Below are 19,788 nucleotides of genomic sequence, written 5' to 3' on the forward strand. Positions count from 1 at the left end.
CCATCGCTTTTCAGCCGGGCCTACCCCTTAATACCCGAGATGTTAAAAACAGGCGGGCTTATTGTACGATAAATAAAAAATACATCTAAAAATCATAATGATATAAAAATAAAAATGCTACCGCTTTGGTGGTATTCGTTATAACACCTCACTTCATAGTCCCCCTCCGTCTTGATCGTTATCAATTCTCCCTCTCTTACAGGACGTTACTTTCGCTGCAAATCAGCAATGTCGATTTAGAGAGCCACAGGCTCCACACAGGAGATACCCGATGAGCAAATTTTTGGACCGGTTTCGCTACTTCAAACAGAAGGGTGAAACTTTTGCCGATGGGCACGGCCAGGTTCTGGATACCAACCGGGACTGGGAAGACGGTTACCGCCAGCGCTGGCAGCATGACAAAGTCGTCCGTTCGACCCACGGCGTGAACTGCACTGGCTCGTGTAGCTGGAAGATTTTCGTTAAAAACGGTCTGGTGACCTGGGAAATGCAGCAGACCGACTATCCGCGCACCCGCCCGGATATGCCGAACCATGAACCACGTGGCTGCCCGCGTGGTGCCAGCTACTCCTGGTATCTCTACAGTGCGAACCGTCTTAAATATCCTCTGATGCGCAAGCGCCTGATGAAAATGTGGCGTGAAGCGAAGGTGCAGCACAGCGATCCGGTAGAGGCGTGGGCATCCATCATCGAAGACGCCGACAAAGCGAAAAGCTTCAAGCAGGCGCGTGGCCGCGGTGGTTTTGTTCGCTCCTCCTGGAAAGAGGTGAATGAGCTGATTGCCGCCTCTAACGTCTATACCGTCAAAACCTACGGTCCTGATCGCGTGGCAGGCTTCTCGCCGATCCCGGCGATGTCGATGGTCTCTTACGCTTCCGGTGCGCGCTATCTTTCCCTGATTGGGGGAACCTGTCTGAGCTTCTACGACTGGTACTGCGACCTGCCGCCAGCGTCTCCACAGACCTGGGGTGAGCAGACCGACGTGCCGGAGTCCGCCGACTGGTATAACTCCAGCTACATTATCGCCTGGGGCTCAAACGTACCGCAGACCCGTACCCCGGACGCGCACTTCTTTACTGAAGTCCGTTACAAAGGCACCAAAACCGTTGCGGTGACCCCGGACTACGCCGAAATTGCCAAGCTGTGTGACCTGTGGCTGGCGCCTAAACAGGGTACTGACTCGGCGATGGCGCTGGCGATGGGCCACGTCATGCTGCGTGAATACCACCTCGATAAACCAAGCCAGTACTTCACCGATTACGTGCGTGGTTATACCGACATGCCAATGCTGGTGATGCTGGAAGAGCGCGACGGATACTACGCTGCAGGCCGTACGCTACGTGCTGCCGATCTGGTGGACGCGCTGGGCCAGGAAAACAACCCTGAGTGGAAAACCGTCGCGTATAACAGCAACGGCGAACTGGTGGTGCCAAACGGTTCAATCGGCTTCCGCTGGGGTGAGAAGGGCAAATGGAACCTTGAACAACGTAACGGCACAACAGGTGAAGAGACCGAGCTGCGCCTGAGCATGCTGGGCAGCCAGGATGAGATCGCCGAAGTGGGCTTCCCGTACTTCGGCGGCGAAGGTTCTGAACATTTCAACAAGGTTGAGCTACAGAACGTCCTGATGCACAAACTGCCGGTGAAACGCCTGCAGCTGGCCGACGGCTCCAGCGCCCTGGTGACCACCGTGTATGACCTGACGCTGGCCAACTACGGCCTGGAGCGCGGTCTGAACGATGAAAACTGCGCGACCAGCTATGACGATGTGAAGGCGTACACCCCAGCCTGGGCGGAGCAGATCACCGGCGTACCGCGTGCGCAGATCACCCGTATCGCCCGTGAATTCGCAGAAAACGCCGATAAGACCCATGGTCGCTCGATGATTATCGTCGGTGCCGGTCTGAACCACTGGTATCACCTCGATATGAACTACCGTGGCCTGATCAATATGCTGATCTTCTGCGGCTGTGTCGGTCAGAGCGGTGGCGGCTGGGCGCACTACGTGGGCCAGGAAAAACTGCGTCCGCAGACCGGCTGGCAGCCGCTGGCGTTTGCCCTCGACTGGCAGCGTCCGGCGCGTCATATGAACAGCACTTCTTACTTCTATAACCACTCCAGCCAGTGGCGCTACGAGACGGTTACCGCGCAGGAGCTGCTGTCGCCGATGGCGGATAAATCCCGCTACAGCGGCCACCTGATCGACTTCAACGTCCGCGCCGAGCGCATGGGCTGGCTGCCGTCCGCGCCTCAGCTGGGTACAAACCCGCTGCGCATTGCAGAAGAGGCGAAGCAGGCGGGGATGTCGCCGGTGGATTACACCGTTAAATCCCTGAAAGACGGTTCAATCCGTTTTGCGGCAGAGCAGCCGGAAAACGGTAAAAACCATCCGCGTAACCTGTTTATCTGGCGCTCCAACCTGCTGGGCTCGTCCGGTAAAGGCCACGAGTACATGCTGAAATACCTGCTCGGTACCGAAAACGGTATCCAGGGTAAAGATCTTGGCAAGCAGGGTGGCGTGAAGCCGGAAGAGGTGGAGTGGAAAGATAACGGCCTCGACGGCAAGCTGGATCTGGTGGTGACGCTGGACTTCCGTCTCTCCAGCACCTGCCTGTACTCCGATATCGTGCTGCCTACCGCCACCTGGTATGAAAAAGACGACATGAATACCTCGGATATGCATCCGTTTATTCATCCGCTGTCTGCGGCCGTTGACCCGGCGTGGGAATCAAAAAGCGACTGGGATATCTACAAAGACATCGCGAAGAAATTCTCTGAAGTCTGCGTAGGGCACCTGGGCAAAGAGACCGACGTGGTGACGCTGCCTATCCAGCACGACTCCGCCGCCGAACTGGCGCAGCCGCTGGATGTGAAGGACTGGAAAAAAGGCGAGTGCGACCTGATCCCGGGCGTAACGGCACCGCACATTATTCCGGTGGAACGTGACTACCCTGCGACCTACGAGCGCTTTACCTCTATCGGCCCGCTGATGGAGAAAATCGGCAACGGCGGGAAAGGGATTGCCTGGAACACCCAGAGCGAAATGGATCTGCTGCGCAAGCTCAATTACACCAAAGCGGACGGTCCGGCCAAAGGCCAGCCAATGCTGAATACGGCGATTGATGCGGCAGAGATGATCCTGACCCTGGCGCCGGAAACCAACGGCCAGGTTGCCGTGAAGGCCTGGAAAGCGCTGAGCGAATTTACCGGTCGCGACCACACGCATCTGGCGCTCAACAAAGAAGACGAAAAAATCCGCTTCCGCGATATTCAGGCGCAGCCGCGCAAAATTATCTCCAGCCCGACCTGGTCTGGCCTGGAAGATGAACATGTCTCTTATAACGCCGGGTATACCAACGTTCACGAGCTGATCCCATGGCGTACCCTCTCCGGTCGTCAGTCGCTGTATCAGGATCACCAGTGGATGCGTGACTTCGGTGAAAGCCTGCTGGTTTACCGTCCGCCAATCGACACCCGCTCCGTGAAAGCGGTAATGGGCGCGAAATCGAACGGTAACCCGGAGAAGGCGCTGAACTTCCTGACGCCACACCAGAAATGGGGTATCCACTCCACTTACAGCGACAACCTGCTGATGCTGACCCTGTCGCGCGGTGGCCCGATTGTCTGGATGAGTGAAGCGGACGCCAAAGATCTGGGTATTGAAGATAACGACTGGATCGAAGTGTTCAACAGCAACGGCGCCCTGACGGCGCGTGCGGTGGTGAGCCAGCGCGTACCGGCCGGGATGACCATGATGTACCACGCGCAGGAACGTATCGTGAACCTGCCGGGTTCAGAGATCACTGAGCAGCGCGGCGGTATTCACAACTCCGTGACCCGTATTACGCCGAAGCCGACGCACATGATCGGTGGCTATGCACAGCTGGCCTACGGCTTTAACTACTACGGCACGGTAGGGTCTAACCGCGATGAGTTCGTGGTGGTACGTAAGATGAAAAATATTAACTGGTTAGACGGCGAAGGTAATGACCAGGTACAGGAGAGCGTAAAATGAAAATTCGTTCACAAGTCGGCATGGTGCTGAATCTGGATAAATGCATCGGCTGTCATACCTGCTCAGTCACCTGTAAGAACGTCTGGACCAGCCGCGAAGGGATGGAATACGCCTGGTTCAACAACGTGGAAAGCAAGCCGGGTACCGGCTTCCCGACCGACTGGGAAAACCAGGAGAAGTGGAAGGGGGGCTGGATCCGTAAAATCAACGGTAAGCTGCAGCCGCGCATGGGTAACCGTGCGATGCTGCTGGGTAAAATCTTCGCCAACCCGCATCTGCCGGGTATCGAAGATTATTACGAGCCGTTTGACTACGACTACCAGAACCTGCATAACGCGCCGGAAAGTAAGCACCAGCCGATTGCCCGTCCTCGCTCGCTGATCACCGGTCAGCGCATGGACAAAATTACCAGCGGTCCAAACTGGGAAGAAATTCTGGGCGGCGAGTTCGAAAAACGCGCCAAAGACCAGAACTTCGAAAACATGCAGAAGGCGATGTACGGCCAGTTCGAAAACACCTTCATGATGTACCTGCCGCGCCTGTGCGAGCACTGCCTCAACCCGGCGTGCGTGGCGACCTGCCCGAGCGGTGCCATCTACAAACGTGAAGAGGATGGCATCGTCCTGATCGACCAGGACAAGTGCCGCGGCTGGCGTATGTGCATCACCGGCTGCCCGTACAAAAAAATCTATTTCAACTGGAAGAGCGGTAAGTCTGAGAAGTGCATCTTCTGCTACCCGCGTATCGAAGCCGGGATGCCGACTGTCTGCTCCGAGAGCTGCGTAGGCCGTATTCGTTACCTCGGCGTGCTGCTGTATGACGCGGACGCGATTGAAAATGCCGCGAGCACCGAGAACGAGAAAGATCTGTATCAGCGTCAGCTGGACGTATTCCTTGACCCGAACGATCCGAAAGTGATTGAACAGGCGCTGAAAGACGGTATTCCGCAAAGCGTCATCGATGCCGCGCAGCAATCTCCGGTCTACAAAATGGCGATGGACTGGAAGCTGGCGTTGCCGCTGCATCCGGAATACCGCACGCTGCCGATGGTCTGGTACGTGCCGCCTCTGTCGCCAATTCAGTCAGCCGCGGATGCAGGCGAGCTGGGCAGCAACGGCATTCTGCCGGACGTGGAGAGCCTGCGTATCCCGGTTCAGTACCTGGCAAACCTGCTGACCGCAGGCGATACCCAGCCGGTGCTGCTGGCGCTGAAACGTATGCTGGCGATGCGCCACTTCAAACGTGCGGAAACCGTGGACGGCGTGACCGACACCCGTGCGCTGGAAGAGGTCGGCCTGACCGAAGCGCAGGCGCAGGAGATGTACCGCTACCTGGCCATTGCCAACTACGAAGACCGTTTCGTGGTACCGAGCAGCCATCGTGAGCTGGCGCGTGAAGCCTTCCCGGAGAAAAACGGTTGTGGCTTTAGCTTTGGCGACGGTTGCCACGGGTCTGACAGCAAATTCAACCTGTTCAACAGCCGCCGCATCGATGCCATGGATGTGACCAGCAAAACGGAGCCGCACCCATGATTGAACTCGTGATTGTTTCGCGTCTGCTGGAGTACCCGGATGCTGCGCTGGCGCAGCATCAGCAGGAACTCTTTGATGCACTCGCGTCGTCTGAAAACCTCGACAAAGAAGATGCCCAGACACTGGGCGTTTTCCTCCGCGACCTGTTAGCGCGCGATCTTCTCGATGCGCAGGCGGATTACAGCCAGCTGTTTGATCGCGGTCGCGCAACCTCGCTGCTGCTGTTTGAACACGTTCACGGTGAATCCCGCGATCGGGGGCAGGCAATGGTGGATCTGATGGCCCAGTACGAGCAGCACGGCCTGCAGCTCGACAGTCGCGAGCTGCCGGATCATCTGCCACTGTACCTGGAGTATCTGGCGCAGTTGCCAAAAGAAGAGGCGCTGGGTGGTCTGCAGGACATCGCGCCGATTCTGGCGTTGCTCAGCGCCCGTCTTCAGCAGCGCGAGAGCCGCTATGCGGCGCTGTTCGGGGTGCTGGTGAAGCTGGCGAATGCCTCGGTCGACAGTGAAAAAGTGGCGGAGAAAATTGCGGACGAAGCCCGCGATGACACGCCACAGGCGCTGGATGCGGTCTGGGAAGAAGAGCAGGTGAAATTCTTTGCTGACCAGAGCTGCGGCGAATCTGAAATTTCGGCTCACCAGCGCCGTTTTGCCGGCGCGGTTGCCCCGCAATATTTGAATATCTCTAACGGAGGACGGCACTAATGCACTTCCTGAATATGTTCTTCTTTGACATTTACCCGTATATCGCGGGCACCGTGTTCCTGGTGGGAAGCTGGCTGCGTTATGACTATGGCCAGTACACCTGGCGTGCTGCCTCCAGCCAGATGCTGGATCGCAAAGGGATGCACGTTGCGTCTAACCTGTTCCACATCGGTATTCTGGGGATTTTTGCCGGTCACTTCCTGGGGATGCTGACGCCACACTGGATGTATGAAGCGTGGCTGCCCATCGAAGTGAAGCAGAAGATGGCGATGATCGCCGGTGGCGCTTGCGGCGTGATGACCCTGGTGGGTGGTCTGCTGCTGCTCAAACGCCGTCTGTTCAGCCCGCGCGTGCGGGCTACTACGACCACGGCGGATATCCTGATCCTCTCCCTGTTAATGGTTCAGTGCGCACTGGGTCTGCTGACCATTCCATTCTCGGCGCAGCATATGGACGGCAGCGAGATGATGAAGCTGGTGGGATGGGCGCAGTCCGTGGTGACCTTCCACGGTGGTGCATCTGAACATCTGGACGGGGTGGCGTTTATCTTCCGCCTGCACCTGGTGCTGGGTATGACCCTGTTTGTGCTGTTCCCGTTCTCTCGTCTGGTGCACATCTGGAGCGCGCCGGTGGAGTACCTGACGCGCAAATACCAGATTGTGCGTGCCCGTCGCTAATTTGTCGTTTTGATACTAACCCCGCATTCGCGGGGTTTTTTTTCGCCCCAGCCCAGGTTATTGCCCGCCGCAGCAAACAGGATCAACGCGCCGCCCGCCAGTTGGGTAATATCCAGCGAATGCCCGAAGACCACATTATCGACAACGATCGCCACTACCGGATAGATAAAGGACAGTGAACCGGTAATGGGCGTCGGAAGTTTTTGGATGGCGCTATACAGCAGCTGATACATGATACCGGTATGGACAATGCCCAGCGTCAGTAAAATTGGCCACGGAAAATCAGCGGACAAGGCGGGCATATGGGCAAACGGCAGTAGCATTACCACGCCTGTCAGCACCTGAATAAAGGCTATATGCTGTGGCGCGATGGATTTCAGTTTGCGGGCAATAATCGCCGTCAACGCGTAGAAGAAGGCCGCACCCAGTGCCAGACCAATCCCCGCGAGCCAGCCAGAGCCATGCGTTCCGGAGAGTTCGCTGGAGAGTAAAATCACCACCCCACCGAAGGCGAGAAGCAGCCAGCCCCATTTGACCAGACTGACGCGTTCGCCTAAAAACATACCCATCATCACCAGCATAAAGGGCTGAGTGTTATAGACCACAGTGGAAAGGCCAATCGAAATACGTTCATAGGCCGCGAACAGCAGCAGCCAGTTCACCACTAATGCTACCCCACCCAGAATAGCCAACAGCAGAGAAGTGCGGGTGAGGGGACTAAAGGGCTTTTGGCTCATTCGAATGAAAATGAACAGTGCGATCGCGCCTATCAGACAGCGCCAGAAAACCACTTCTGACACTGGCAGTCCGGAGAGTAAAACAAACGCGCCAATCGAGCCGGAAATTAACATCGCCAGGCTCATTTGCCAGACGCCTTTATGTAAATCACGCATCATTCACCTCCTGGTTGATGACGCTATTGTCGAAAATTGCTGTCGGGTTTTACAGGGTTGAGATAAGGTTAAATACGCGAATGGCTTTTTAAAATTAGGTGAAAACGATGGAATACCTTCTCGATGATATCGATCGGCAAATTTTGGCTTGTCTGGTCGACGATGCGCGTATGTCGCTCAAGGTACTCAGCGGCCGTATCGGTCTGACCTCGCCCAGCACGGCAGAACGCCTGAAAAGGCTGGAAGAGCGTGGTGTGATTCAGGGGTATGGTGCACGGGTGAATCTGGCGGCGTTAGGCTATACGCTGCAGGCACTGGTGCGGGTTCGCCCGTTGCCAGGATTGTTACATAAAGTGGATAAGTACATTCAGGCGATGCCGGAGTGCATAGAGAGCGACAAAGTGACTGGTGAAGACTGTTTTGTTATCCGGTTAGCGGTGCGGTCAATTGAGCAACTGGATGTGTTGCTGGATGGTCTGTCGGAGCATGCCCAGTGTAATACGTCGATCGTGAAGAGCTCGCCGGTGAAGCGACGCTTGCCGCCGATGTAGTCGTCTGTCGCCGGATGGCGACTGCGCTTTACCCGGCCTACGAAAGTGTGCTCAGTTTGGTTTTGTTATGATTTTTTTGAATTGATGGTGGTGGGGGAAGGATTACTCGGCGCGTTGCTTGCGCCCTACGGCATGGACGTAATGGTGGTGGGGGAAGGATTCGAACCTTCGAAGTCGATGACGGCAGATTTACAGTCTGCTCCCTTTGGCCGCTCGGGAACCCCACCAGGGGTAATTCAAATTTTGAGGTCTTGCTGAGAAATGGTGGTGGGGGAAGGATTCGAACCTTCGAAGTCGATGACGGCAGATTTACAGTCTGCTCCCTTTGGCCGCTCGGGAACCCCACCACGGGGTAATGCTTTTACTGGCCTGCTTCCTGCTGGAAGCGGGGCGCATCATATCAAATGACACGCCCCTGTAAAGCGTTAGCACAAGAAAAATAAACTGGTTGCCTGATTTTTACGCGCAAAGCTGTAAAGCTAACCAATTCATTTCTCAGTCGATTAAAGAATGATCGTTCTGTTACCATAAACGAATACGCGCTGCGCCAGCACCTGATACAGTGCACGGCTCAGAACGTTCTTCTCGACATCACGTCCGGCACGCATCATATCTTCCGCCGTGTAGGTGTGATCCACATGAATCACGTCCTGCATAATGATTGGGCCTTCATCCAGATTGTCATTCACATAGTGCGCCGTTGCGCCGATGATCTTCACGCCACGTTCATAGGCCTGATGGTAGGGACGCGCACCAATAAAGGCGGGCAGGAAGGAGTGGTGAATGTTGATTATCTTGTTCGGAAAACGTGCCACGAAGGAGGGCGTTAACACGCGCATGTATTTCGCCAGGACAACGTAGTCAGGGCTATGTGCTTCAATAGCCTCAGCCATCAGGTTGTCGTGCTCTTCACGCGTATGACCTTCATGGCTCACCAGCTCGAACGGAATATCAAAACGTTCAACCAGGGTACGCAGCGTCTCGTGGTTACCGATAACGGCGGCGATTTCGACATCCAGACCGCCGTAGTTTGCTTTCATCAGCAGATCGCCCAGGCAGTGCGCTTCTTTGGTCACCAGAATCACGATGCGACGACGTCCCGCAGGCGTCAACTCGCGCACGGAGCCCTCTGGCAGCGCGCTGTCCAGATCGGCAAGCAGAGTGGTGTCGTTGAAAATACCTTCCAGTTCGGTACGCATAAAGAAACGACCGGTACGGTGGTCAACGAATTCGTTGTTCTGCACGATATTCAGTTCATGTTTGTAACAGATGTTGGTAATTCGTGCGATCAGCCCTTTTTGATCGGGACAGATGGTGCGCAGAACTTTACGTTGTAGTGATTGCATCGCCGGGAAATCCTGTTTGAGTATTTGCGAAGTCTCGGTTGTCGGGCGTTACTGCCCGCAACACTTTTTAAATTTTTTACCTGAACCACAAGGGCAGGGATCGTTACGACCAAACTGTGGGCGCGTTCCGTCAATATAATACCATTGCCCGCTTTCCTTTAAGAATCGGGAACGCTCGATAATCGCGCCAGATTTATTGTGTTCAGTAAACCGGGCGACAAAGCTGACGTAACCTTCGTTGTCGTGACTGCCGGGTGCGGATTCATAAACCGTAAGACCGAGCCACTGGGTATTGGCGAACCCGGCTTCGATCTCCTGTCTGAAACCGGCGGCCTGGCAGGTGGGGTGCCAGGTTTTAATCAGGTAGTCTGCGTCTTTGATCACAAAAGCGGTATAACGTGAACGCATAAGGTGTGATGGGTCTGGTGCAACCTGATCGCCAGAAAGATATCGCTGGCAACATAGGCTATACTCCAGAGCGCTACCACAGGGGCAGAGTTGAGACACGATTCTCTTCCTGGAACAAAAAATTAAGGGCGTAAAACGCTTCGGGTAGCACCATGTTAACTGAGCTGTTGCGTCGACGCTATGTCGGGAATCCAGGGGAAGTAAAACAGGGCTAATGAGAAAGGTTAAAATTGGACTGGCGCTGGGCTCAGGTGCAGCCCGCGGATGGTCACATATCGGCGTGATAAATGCCTTAAACCAGATGGGCGTCGATGTCGATATTGTTGCAGGGTGCTCGATTGGATCGCTGGTGGGGTCCGCCTATGCGTGTGGAAAACTGCCGGAACTCGAAACATGGGTGCGATCCTTCAGCTATTGGGACGTGCTGCGCCTGATGGACCTTTCCTGGCAGCGTGGCGGGTTGCTTCGCGGTGAACGCGTCTTTAACCAGTTCCGTCAGATTATGCCTCTCCAGGATTTCAACGACTGTCAGATGCCTTTCGGCGCCGTGGCGACGAATCTCAGTACGGGGCGTGAGCTTTGGCTGACCGAAGGGGATATCCACCTTGCCGTTCGTGCCTCCTGCAGCATGCCGGGGCTCATGGCACCTGTCCCGCATAACGGCTATTGGCTCGTTGATGGCGGGGTCGTTAACCCGGTGCCAATCTCTCTGACACGTGCGATGGGGGCTGATATTGTGATTGCCGTCGATTTACAGCACGACGCTCACCTGATGCAACAAGACCTCATGCCTGTCAATCTGCAAAGTGAAGATGCTGAGGGCGAGAAACTGGCCTGGCATGAACGCTTACGCGGTCGCATTGGTCGTATGGCTGCACGCCGCTCGGTAACCGCGCCGACGGCAATTGAGATCATGACGACGTCCATCCAGGTGCTTGAAAACCGCCTGAAACGTAACCGTATGGCGGGCGACCCACCGGATATTCTGATTCAACCCTATTGTCCACAAATCTCTACCCTTGATTTCCATCGGGCTGAGGCCGCCATCGCAGCGGGATCTTTAGCCGTCGAAAAGAAAATGGACGAATTATTGCCCTTTGTGCGAACAGCACGTTAAGTACCTTTTTTTGACTACTTCAGCAAAATCTGACAGGCGATAGTGCCGATAGCATGCCACTATTTAGTAACTGTCAGCCAGGGGAGGAACCATGACGCAGCCATTGGCCGGAAAACACATTTTGATTGTTGAAGACGAGCCCGTTTTCCGATCGCTACTGGATTCGTGGTTATCCTCGCTGGGGGCAACCACTGCCCTGGCTGAAGATGGTGTCGACGCGCTGGAAAAAATGGTCAGTATCACGCCCGATCTGATGATCTGTGATATCGCAATGCCGCGGATGAATGGCCTGAAGCTGGTTGAACATCTGCGTAATGAGGGTAACCAGACCCCCATTCTGGTGATCTCCGCGACGGAAAATATGGCGGATATTGCCAAAGCATTGCGTCTGGGGGTGCAGGATATTCTGCTGAAACCAGTAAAAGATCTGAACCGGTTGCGTGAAACGGTGCTGGCATGCCTTTATCCGAATATGTTTAATTCCCGCGTTGAGGAAGAGGAGCGCCTTTTCCAGGACTGGGATGCACTGGTCAGTGATCCGCCTGCCGCGGCGAAGCTGTTGCAGGAACTTCAGCCACCGGTACAACAAACTTTTTCACATTGTCGAATAAATTATCGTCAGCTGGTGGCTGCTGACCAGCCCGGACTGGTGTTGGATATTGCGCCACTGTCGGATTCGGATCTTGCGTTTTATTCCCTGGATGTCACCCGTGCAGGCGATAATGGTGTATTAGCGGCGTTATTACTTCGTGCGCTATTTAACGGTCTGTTGCAGGAGCAGTTATCGCATCAGGGGCAACGGCTTCCTGAGTTAGGCAGTTTGCTGAAACAAGTTAACCAGCTTTTTCGCCAGGCCAATTTACCAGGACAATTTCCCCTGTTGGTAGGTTATTACCACAGTGGATTGAAAAATCTTATCCTCGTGTCAGCAGGTCTGAACGCCTCACTGAATACCGGGGAACATCATATTCAGGTTAGCAACGGTGTGCCGCTGGGTACATTGGGTACGGCTTATCTTAATCAAATTAGCCATCGCTGTTCCTCCTGGCAGTGCCAAATTTGGGGCGCCGGGGGACGGTTGCGGTTAATGTTGTCCACGGAATAAGCAGTTGGATTTTAATTTTAAGATTGCCTTACCTGTGTTTTGCGGGGAGTGCTACTATCGCTGCCCAGATTCATGCGTATTTATCCTAATTGATCGGCAACGCGTTCTTTTCAGACCCGGACTGTGGGATGAGGCTGATATACTCAACGCGTTATTTAATGCATAAAAGTTCAAAACTTGAACAGCTCAGGAGAATTTGAATGGCTGCCCTAAATTCGAAAGTCAGAAAGGCCGTCATCCCGGTAGCGGGATTGGGGACCAGGATGTTACCAGCAACTAAGGCAATTCCTAAAGAAATGCTGCCACTGGTTGATAAGCCATTAATTCAGTATGTCGTAAACGAATGTATCGCAGCCGGCATTACTGAAATTGTGCTGGTTACGCATTCATCTAAAAACTCTATCGAAAACCATTTCGATACCAGTTTCGAACTTGAAGCCATGCTGGAAAAACGCGTTAAGCGTCAGCTGTTAGAAGAAGTTCAGTCTATTTGCCCTCCACACGTCACCATTATGCAGGTACGTCAGGGGCTGGCTAAAGGTCTGGGCCACGCAGTACTGTGTGCACATCCTGTTGTGGGTAATGAGCCTGTCGCGGTCATTCTGCCAGACGTTATTCTGGACGAATACGAATCCGACCTCTCTCAGGATAACCTGGCCGAGATGATCAAACGCTTCGACGAAACGGGTAGCAGCCAGATTATGGTTGAGCCTGTCGACGACGTCACCGCTTACGGTGTGGTTGACTGCAAAGGCGTTAATCTGGAACCGGGTGAAAGCGTACCAATGGTGGGCGTCGTAGAGAAGCCTAAAGCCGATGTCGCGCCGTCTAATCTGGCGGTAGTTGGTCGCTATGTCCTGAGCGCAGAAATCTGGCCACTGCTGGCGAAGACGCCTCCAGGAGCAGGGGATGAGATCCAGCTGACCGATGCCATCGATATGCTGATCGAGAAAGAGACAGTAGAAGCTTACCATATGAAAGGTAAGAGCCATGACTGCGGTAATAAACTCGGTTATATGCAGGCCTTTGTTGAATATGGCATCCGCCACAATTCACTGGGTGAAGAATTTAAAGCCTGGTTGAAAGAAAGCGTGGGTATTAAAAAATAACCCCGTCCGCGAATGATCAAGACCGGTGAGGCGATGCCCACCGGTTTTTTTATGCCCAAAACTCACGGCTGTAACCCTGATCTGTAAGGAACATTAAATAGCGCTATGTCCCAATATGACGGCATGTAAGGGGATGTTTGTGGAAATTGCGGGTAAAAAAAATCCCGCATTAAGCGGGATTTTTCTGAATACGTTAGGATTAATCCTTGATCAGGAAGTCGTCCAGCTGTTTACCTTGCTCATCCATGGCTTTTTTGATAACAGCAGGAGTACGACCCTGGCCAGTCCAGGTTTTCGTTTCGCCGTTCTCGTCTACATAGCTATATTTAGCCGGACGAGCAGCGCGTTTTGCTTTAGTACCGGTCTTAGCTGCAGCCATGCTGTTCAGCAATTCATTTGGATCGATACCATCAGCAATCAGCATTTCACGATATTGCTGCAGTTTACGCGTACGCTCTTCGATTTCAGCAGCAGCAGCGCTTTCTTCTTCGCGACGTTCATTAACTACAACTTCTAATTTTTCCAGCATTTCTTCAAGCGTTTCCAGGGTGCATTCTCTTGCCTGCGCACGAAGAGTACGGATGTTGTTCAGAATTTTAAGTGCTTCGCTCATTGTAGTAATCTCAAACTTATAATGGGGGGTGGTTTGTTGACCTAATAATAGAGCGATAAATTCAGTTGTGCAATAGGTGGGAATGTAAGGAATTCAAAAAATATGGAATTATGGCCGCTATTATTAATTACGCTAACTTAAATTTCATCACCTGACAGGCTCGCTTGTTATCACGCTTAGCTGCTTAACCCGTTCGGTTGCATCTTTTTTTTGTGACATTTACCGCAGGAATTATAGTTGCAGCGGATAAATATCAGCCTTTTGTATTAGTTTCTGCCCGCGTTGCAAAGGCAAAAATAGTTAATAAATAGTGAATTTTAATGAACGGTGATTCCAGTATAAAAAGAAGTGTTATCTTTAGCGGGATCGAGACATATTGCGCGTGCTGAATCAGTTTACCTCCTGTTTTATCGCATTATTTTCGTAAATTTCCTGCGGTTAACGCCCTAGAGAACCCCATAGACTGTGTGGTGTATCGCTGATGACCAGACAAAATATGGTACAATGATTCATCGGGAATATTACACATTGATTAGGGTTTGACGGCCAATGGCACAACTTTATTTCTACTATTCGGCAATGAATGCCGGTAAATCCACGGCGTTACTGCAATCCTCCTACAATTATCAGGAACGAGGGATGCGTACCGTTGTTTACACTGCTGAAATCGACGATCGCTTTGGCGCCGGTAAGGTGAGTTCCAGAATCGGTCTTTCGTCACCGGCCAGACTGTTTAACCCGCAAACGGACCTGTTGCAGGATATTCGTGCAGAGCATACCTCCCAGCCCATTCATTGCGTTCTGGTAGATGAGAGCCAGTTCCTGACGCGTGAACAGGTCCATGCGCTTTCTGAGGTTGTTGATGAACTTGATATTCCCGTTCTCTGTTACGGATTGCGCACGGACTTCCGCGGTGAGCTATTTGCCGGTAGCCAGTATTTGCTTGCCTGGTCCGATAAACTGGTCGAACTGAAAACCATCTGTTTTTGCGGTCGCAAAGCCAGTATGGTGCTTCGGCTCGATCAAGCCGGAAAACCCTATGCAGATGGTGAGCAGGTGGTGATAGGAGGCAATGAACGTTATGTGTCGGTCTGCCGTAAGCATTATAAAGAAGCGTTGTCTGTAGGCTCACTGACGGCGATACAGCACGACAACCGGAAGTAGTGTTTCGGGTCACGTAAAATGCCTGATATCCGGACATAAAAAAACCCGCCAGTGGCGGGTTTTTTATCACGTTGTCAATCAGGCGCTTTTCTTCGCTTTTTTGTCAACTTTAATGGCTGGTGCTTCTGTTTTCACAGCTGCAACGTCACCTTCTTTGAACTCACGTCCGTAGAAGGTATCCAGCAGGATCTGTTTCAGCTCGGAGATCAGTGGGTAGCGCGGGTTTGCACCAGTACACTGATCATCGAATGCATCTTCAGACAGCTTATCAACGTGTGCGAGGAAGTCAGCTTCCTGAACACCCGCTTCGCGGATAGATTTTGGAATACCCAGTTCAGCCTTCAGGCTTTCCAGCCATGCCAAAAGTTTCTCGATCTTCGCGGCAGTACGGTCGCCCGGTGCACTCAGACCCAGGTGGTCTGCGATTTCAGCGTAACGACGACGTGCTTGCGGACGGTCGTACTGGCTGAAAGCAGTCTGCTTGGTTGGGTTGTCATTCGCGTTATAACGGATAACGTTGCTGATCAACAGGGCGTTCGCCAGACCGTGAGGAATGTGGAACTGTGAACCCAGTTTGTGAGCCATTGAGTGGCAAACCCCGAGGAAGGCGTTCGCAAACGCGATACCGGCGATGGTTGCCGCACTGTGGACACGTTCACGGGCGACCGGGTTTTTAGACCCTTCGTTGTAAGACGCTGGCAGGTTTTCTTTCAGCAGTTTCAGCGCTTGCAGAGCCTGACCGTCAGAGAACTCAGAAGCCAGTACGGAAACATACGCTTCCAGGGCGTGGGTGACGGCGTCCAGACCACCGAATGCACACAGTGATTTCGGCATATCCATCACCAGGTTGGCATCAACGATGGCCATATCTGGAGTCAGTGCATAGTCAGCCAGTGGGTATTTCTGACCCGTTGCGTCATCTGTTACTACTGCGAACGGTGTAACTTCTGAACCTGTACCGGAAGTGGTGGTTACCGCGATCATTTTCGCTTTTACACCCATTTTCGGGAACTTGTAGATACGTTTACGGATGTCCATAAAGCGCAGTGCCAGTTCTTCGAAGTGGGTTTCTGGATGCTCGTACATCACCCACATGATTTTCGCGGCGTCCATTGGGGAACCACCACCCAGTGCGATAATCACATCTGGTTTGAAGGAGTTAGCCAGTTCGGCACCTTTGCGAACAACGCTCAGGGTTGGGTCAGCTTCAACTTCAAAGAACACTTCAGTTTCCACACCAGCGGCTTTCAGAACAGAAGTGATCTGGTCAGCGTAACCGTTGTTGAACAGGAAACGGTCAGTCACGATGAGCGCACGTTTGTGGCCATCAGTAATCACTTCATCCAGCGCGATTGGCAGAGAGCCACGGCGGAAGTAGATAGATTTCGGAAGTTTGTGCCACAACATGTTTTCAGCTCGCTTAGCAACGGTTTTCTTGTTGATCAGGTGTTTTGGACCAACGTTTTCAGAGATGGAGTTACCACCCCAGGAACCACAACCCAGAGTCAGGGAAGGTGCGAGTTTAAAGTTGTACAGGTCGCCGATACCACCCTGAGATGCAGGGGTGTTAATCAGGATACGTGCGGTTTTCATCTTCTGACCGAAGTGAGCAACACGCTCTGGCTGGTTGTCCTGGTCAGTGTACAGGCAAGAAGTGTGGCCGATACCGCCCATCGCAACCAGTTTCTCTGCTTTCTCTACCGCGTCTTCGAAATCTTTCGCGCGATACATCGCCAGAGTAGGGGACAGTTTTTCGTGAGCGAATGGTTCGCTTTCGTCGACAACTTTAACTTCACCGATCAGAATTTTGGTGGCCGCTGGAACAGTGAAGCCCGCAAGTTCAGCGATTTTATACGCTGGCTGGCCAACGATAGCCGCGTTCAGTGCGCCATTTTTCAGGATGATATCCTGAACCGCTTTCAGCTCTTTGCCCTGCAGCAGGTAGCCGCCGTGGCTGGCAAAACGTTCGCGAACAGCTTCGTAAACGGAGTCAACGACAACAACAGATTGTTCAGAAGCACAGATAACACCGTTGTCGAAGGTCTTGGACATCAGTACAGACGCAACAGCACGTTTGATATCGGCTGTTTCATCAATAACCACTGGGGTATTACCCGCGCCTACACCGATAGCAGGTTTACCGGAACTGTATGCAGCTTTAACCATGCCAGGACCACCGGTCGCCAGGATCAGGTTAATGTCCGGGTGGTGCATCAGTGCGTTGGAGAGTTCAACAGACGGTTGGTCAATCCAGCCGATCAGATCTTTTGGTGCGCCAGCAGCAATTGCAGCCTGCAGAACAATGTCTGCTGCTTTGTTGGTCGCGTCTTTCGCACGTGGGTGCGGAGAGAAGATAATTGCGTTACGGGTCTTCAGGCTGATCAGAGATTTGAAGATAGCGGTAGACGTTGGGTTAGTGGTTGGAACGATACCGCAAATAATGCCGATAGGTTCTGCAATGGTGATAGTACCGAAAGTGTCGTCTTCAGACAGTACGCCACAGGTTTTCTCATCTTTATAGGCGTTATAGATATACTCTGAAGCGAAGTGGTTTTTGATCACTTTATCTTCAACGATACCCATGCCGGATTCGGCTACGGCCATTTTAGCGAGAGGGATTCGAGCATCTGCAGCAGCCAGAGCGGCCGCGCGGAAGATTTTATCAACCTGTTCTTGGGTGAAATTGGCATATTCACGCTGGGCTTTTTTAACGCGCTCGACGAGGGCGTTCAGTTCAGCGATATTGGTAACAGCCATAATGCTCTCCTGATAATGTTTAAACTCTTTTAGTAAACCAGCGCTCGATACGTCACACAGTATAGACAGAGCCGATACGACTTGCGTAACACACAGTAAAACAATGGGTTACTTCCTGCTCCAGTACACTAATTTACTAAAAGAGCCTTACCTTAGCATCATCCCTTTTTGACAGGTGATCTCCCTGGGGGCGTAAGCAAGATTACTCACTTCTGAGTACGGAAATCATGATCTGCGTCAATTTTCCCCCAAGCTGATACCTTTCAGCAGGGTTATTTCTTTGAGATTATTCCAGTGTTAAATAATTAAGTAACTATTGGAAGTGGCGCTATCATTGCTTATACAAATATTTAACATCATGAAATGATAACGTTTTGGCGCAGATTTCTGGTGAAGTATGCGCATAAAAAGCGTATCTTCAGCGCGATTTTGACTGACTCCTGTCAGCCCCGGGGCATACGCAAAAGCGGAGCAAAATGTGATCTTATCGCTCTTTGATTTTCCTACATATTTTAAGTTTTTTATTGGTTTGTTTGCATTGGTTAACCCGGTGGGGATCATACCTGTCTTCATTAGTATGACCAGTTACCAGACGGCGGCGGCAAGGAACAAAACCAATCTCACCGCAAACCTGTCGGTCGCGATAATTCTGTTGACCTCCCTTTATCTTGGGGATGCCATCCTTCAGGTGTTCGGTATCTCAATTGATTCTTTCCGGATTGCGGGTGGGATCCTGGTGGTGACTATCGCCATGTCGATGATCAGCGGTAAGCTGGGGGAAGATAAGCAGAACAAACAGGAGAAGTCAGAAACCGCCATCCGCGAGAGCATTGGGGTGGTCCCGCTGGCGTTGCCTCTGATGGCCGGTCCCGGCGCGATCAGTTCGACGATTGTCTGGGGAACGCGCTACCACAACTGGATGCACCTGGTTGGCTTTTCTGTCGCCATCGCTGTTTTTGCTCTCTGCTGTTGGGGAGTGTTCCGCATGGCGCCCTGGCTGGTGCGCTTGCTGGGGCAGACGGGCATAAACGTCATTACCCGTATCATGGGTCTGCTATTGATGGCGCTGGGCATAGAATTCATCGTCACCGGTATTAAGAGCATTTTTCCGGGACTTTTGCACTGACATTTCATATGAAAGAACGGAGCCAACGGCTCCGTTTTTTTACGTGAATATCAGCAAATCATATAAATAAAGTTGAAATGCTTACATGTCATAATAAATTCTACTAATAATGTTCATTCCTTGCATTTCAAGAAGTTATATATTTTACCGTTACCCGCCTGCACAGAAATTCTTCAATCACTCTGTTATTTTACTCACATGATACTCTTGGGCTTGCTGAGAGATAACCGAAATGATATTAGTAATTTCAACGCTCCCTTAGAGGAATGTGCTAAATAATAACCAATTGTTAAGTTTTTGTACAAAACCACTCGATGATAGCCCAGCGACGCGCTCGCAGAGAATGTTTTCTCTATCATATTGAATAATTGAGTCTTTTTCATTATTCAATGTCAGGCAAGGCTGCCCTCAAAGATTTGGTACTCGTCGTAAAAGAGAATTGCTTAACAAATTTGCAAAATGTATTGGCGTGCGTTTACGCCTTTTGATACTTTCCGGCCTAATATTTTGCAGCATAAAACAAGAAGATGAGAATTATTTTCATAAAGTCATCTTCGCGAATATCCAGTACATGTCTCAGACAGGGGAGACGTGTCAAGAATCGACGCAAGACGGCCATACGAGCGGTCAGTAATAAAGAAGTCGGTGATAGCAAGAAGTAAAAAAAA

At 52.2% G+C, this 19,788-nt stretch carries 15 protein-coding genes and 2 tRNA genes; 10 read left to right on the forward strand and 7 right to left on the reverse strand.

Features of this window, described 5'->3' with window-relative positions; genetic code table 11:
* Positions 1 to 271: 271 nt before the first annotated feature.
* From ACTJJI_RS13610 to narI, 4 genes are read left to right on the forward strand one after another with little or no spacing between them, the layout of a single operon-like run.
* On the forward strand, positions 272 to 4,015 hold the full coding sequence (locus ACTJJI_RS13610) for a nitrate reductase subunit alpha (RefSeq protein ID WP_440654437.1): 3,744 nt from the start codon (positions 272 to 274) through the stop codon (positions 4,013 to 4,015).
* On the forward strand, positions 4,012 to 5,547 hold the full coding sequence (gene narH / locus ACTJJI_RS13615) for a nitrate reductase subunit beta (protein ID WP_013096257.1): 1,536 nt from the start codon (positions 4,012 to 4,014) through the stop codon (positions 5,545 to 5,547). The genes ACTJJI_RS13610 and narH overlap by 4 nt, the downstream gene beginning before the upstream one ends.
* The gene (narJ, locus tag ACTJJI_RS13620; protein WP_038419837.1) at positions 5,544 to 6,254 is read left to right on the forward strand and encodes a nitrate reductase molybdenum cofactor assembly chaperone; all 711 of its coding nucleotides are present in this window, start codon (positions 5,544 to 5,546) and stop codon (positions 6,252 to 6,254) included. The genes narH and narJ overlap by 4 nt, the downstream gene beginning before the upstream one ends.
* Positions 6,254 to 6,931: a respiratory nitrate reductase subunit gamma gene (gene narI / locus ACTJJI_RS13625; protein ID WP_013096259.1), complete on the forward strand. Its 678-nt coding sequence runs from the start codon at positions 6,254 to 6,256 to the stop codon at positions 6,929 to 6,931. Before narJ ends, narI begins: the two co-directional genes overlap by 1 nt.
* On the opposite strand, the gene ACTJJI_RS13630 is transcribed toward narI, so the two are convergent.
* Positions 6,928 to 7,824, reverse strand: coding sequence for a DMT family transporter (locus ACTJJI_RS13630; protein ID WP_046887698.1), 897 nt, complete (start codon positions 7,822 to 7,824; stop codon positions 6,928 to 6,930). The two genes, narI and ACTJJI_RS13630, sit on opposite strands and share 4 nt — an antisense overlap.
* Positions 7,825 to 7,931: 107 nt before the next feature.
* Between ACTJJI_RS13630 and ACTJJI_RS13635 the strand changes: the two genes are divergently transcribed.
* Positions 7,932 to 8,375 (forward strand): Lrp/AsnC family transcriptional regulator, encoded by a 444-nt coding sequence (locus ACTJJI_RS13635; RefSeq protein ID WP_046887699.1) that lies wholly within the window; start codon positions 7,932 to 7,934, stop codon positions 8,373 to 8,375.
* A gap of 142 nt (positions 8,376 to 8,517) precedes the next feature.
* Here ACTJJI_RS13635 and ACTJJI_RS13640 read toward each other — a convergent pair.
* The 4 genes from ACTJJI_RS13640 to ACTJJI_RS13655 form a co-directional block, all read right to left on the reverse strand.
* A tRNA-Tyr gene (locus ACTJJI_RS13640) sits at positions 8,518 to 8,602 on the reverse strand.
* A gap of 35 nt (positions 8,603 to 8,637) precedes the next feature.
* A tRNA-Tyr gene (locus tag ACTJJI_RS13645) sits at positions 8,638 to 8,722 on the reverse strand.
* Between the two features lie 156 nt (positions 8,723 to 8,878).
* Positions 8,879 to 9,721, reverse strand: coding sequence for a formyltetrahydrofolate deformylase (purU, locus tag ACTJJI_RS13650; protein WP_050861320.1), 843 nt, complete (start codon positions 9,719 to 9,721; stop codon positions 8,879 to 8,881).
* Between the two features lie 48 nt (positions 9,722 to 9,769).
* Positions 9,770 to 10,228, reverse strand: a complete 459-nt coding sequence (locus ACTJJI_RS13655) for a YchJ family protein (RefSeq protein ID WP_063411406.1) — start codon at positions 10,226 to 10,228, stop codon at positions 9,770 to 9,772.
* Positions 10,229 to 10,343: 115 nt separating this feature from the next.
* Here ACTJJI_RS13655 and rssA point away from each other — a divergent pair, with 115 nt between their 5' ends.
* From rssA to galU, 3 genes are all read left to right on the forward strand, one after another.
* The gene (rssA, locus tag ACTJJI_RS13660) at positions 10,344 to 11,246 is read left to right on the forward strand and encodes a patatin-like phospholipase RssA (RefSeq protein ID WP_014832254.1); all 903 of its coding nucleotides are present in this window, start codon (positions 10,344 to 10,346) and stop codon (positions 11,244 to 11,246) included.
* Positions 11,247 to 11,337: 91 nt separating this feature from the next.
* Complete coding sequence (gene rssB, locus ACTJJI_RS13665; RefSeq protein ID WP_014832253.1) at positions 11,338 to 12,351, forward strand: two-component system response regulator RssB; 1,014 nt, start codon at positions 11,338 to 11,340, stop codon at positions 12,349 to 12,351.
* A 200-nt stretch (positions 12,352 to 12,551) separates the two neighbouring features.
* Positions 12,552 to 13,460, forward strand: coding sequence for a UTP--glucose-1-phosphate uridylyltransferase GalU (gene galU, locus ACTJJI_RS13670; protein WP_014832252.1), 909 nt, complete (start codon positions 12,552 to 12,554; stop codon positions 13,458 to 13,460).
* 199 nt (positions 13,461 to 13,659) lie between these two features.
* On the opposite strand, the gene hns is transcribed toward galU, so the two are convergent.
* A complete protein-coding gene (hns, locus tag ACTJJI_RS13675; protein WP_008502781.1) occupies positions 13,660 to 14,073 on the reverse strand; it encodes a histone-like nucleoid-structuring protein H-NS in 414 nt (137 codons plus the stop codon).
* A 549-nt stretch (positions 14,074 to 14,622) separates the two neighbouring features.
* Here hns and tdk point away from each other — a divergent pair.
* Positions 14,623 to 15,237: a thymidine kinase gene (tdk, locus tag ACTJJI_RS13680; protein ID WP_014832251.1), complete on the forward strand. Its 615-nt coding sequence runs from the start codon at positions 14,623 to 14,625 to the stop codon at positions 15,235 to 15,237.
* Between the two features lie 78 nt (positions 15,238 to 15,315).
* Here tdk and adhE read toward each other — a convergent pair whose 3' ends face one another.
* Entirely contained in the window at positions 15,316 to 17,994 is a 2,679-nt protein-coding gene (adhE, locus tag ACTJJI_RS13685; protein WP_440654442.1) for a bifunctional acetaldehyde-CoA/alcohol dehydrogenase, read from the reverse strand.
* Positions 17,995 to 18,472: 478 nt separating this feature from the next.
* Between adhE and ACTJJI_RS13690 the strand changes: the two genes are divergently transcribed.
* Entirely contained in the window at positions 18,473 to 19,120 is a 648-nt protein-coding gene (locus ACTJJI_RS13690; RefSeq protein ID WP_014832249.1) for a YchE family NAAT transporter, read from the forward strand.
* The last annotated feature ends 668 nt before the right edge of the window (positions 19,121 to 19,788 follow it).

This window comes from Enterobacter sp. 22466, from assembly GCF_052044775.1.
Taxonomy (GTDB): Bacteria; Pseudomonadota; Gammaproteobacteria; order Enterobacterales; family Enterobacteriaceae; genus Enterobacter; species Enterobacter dissolvens.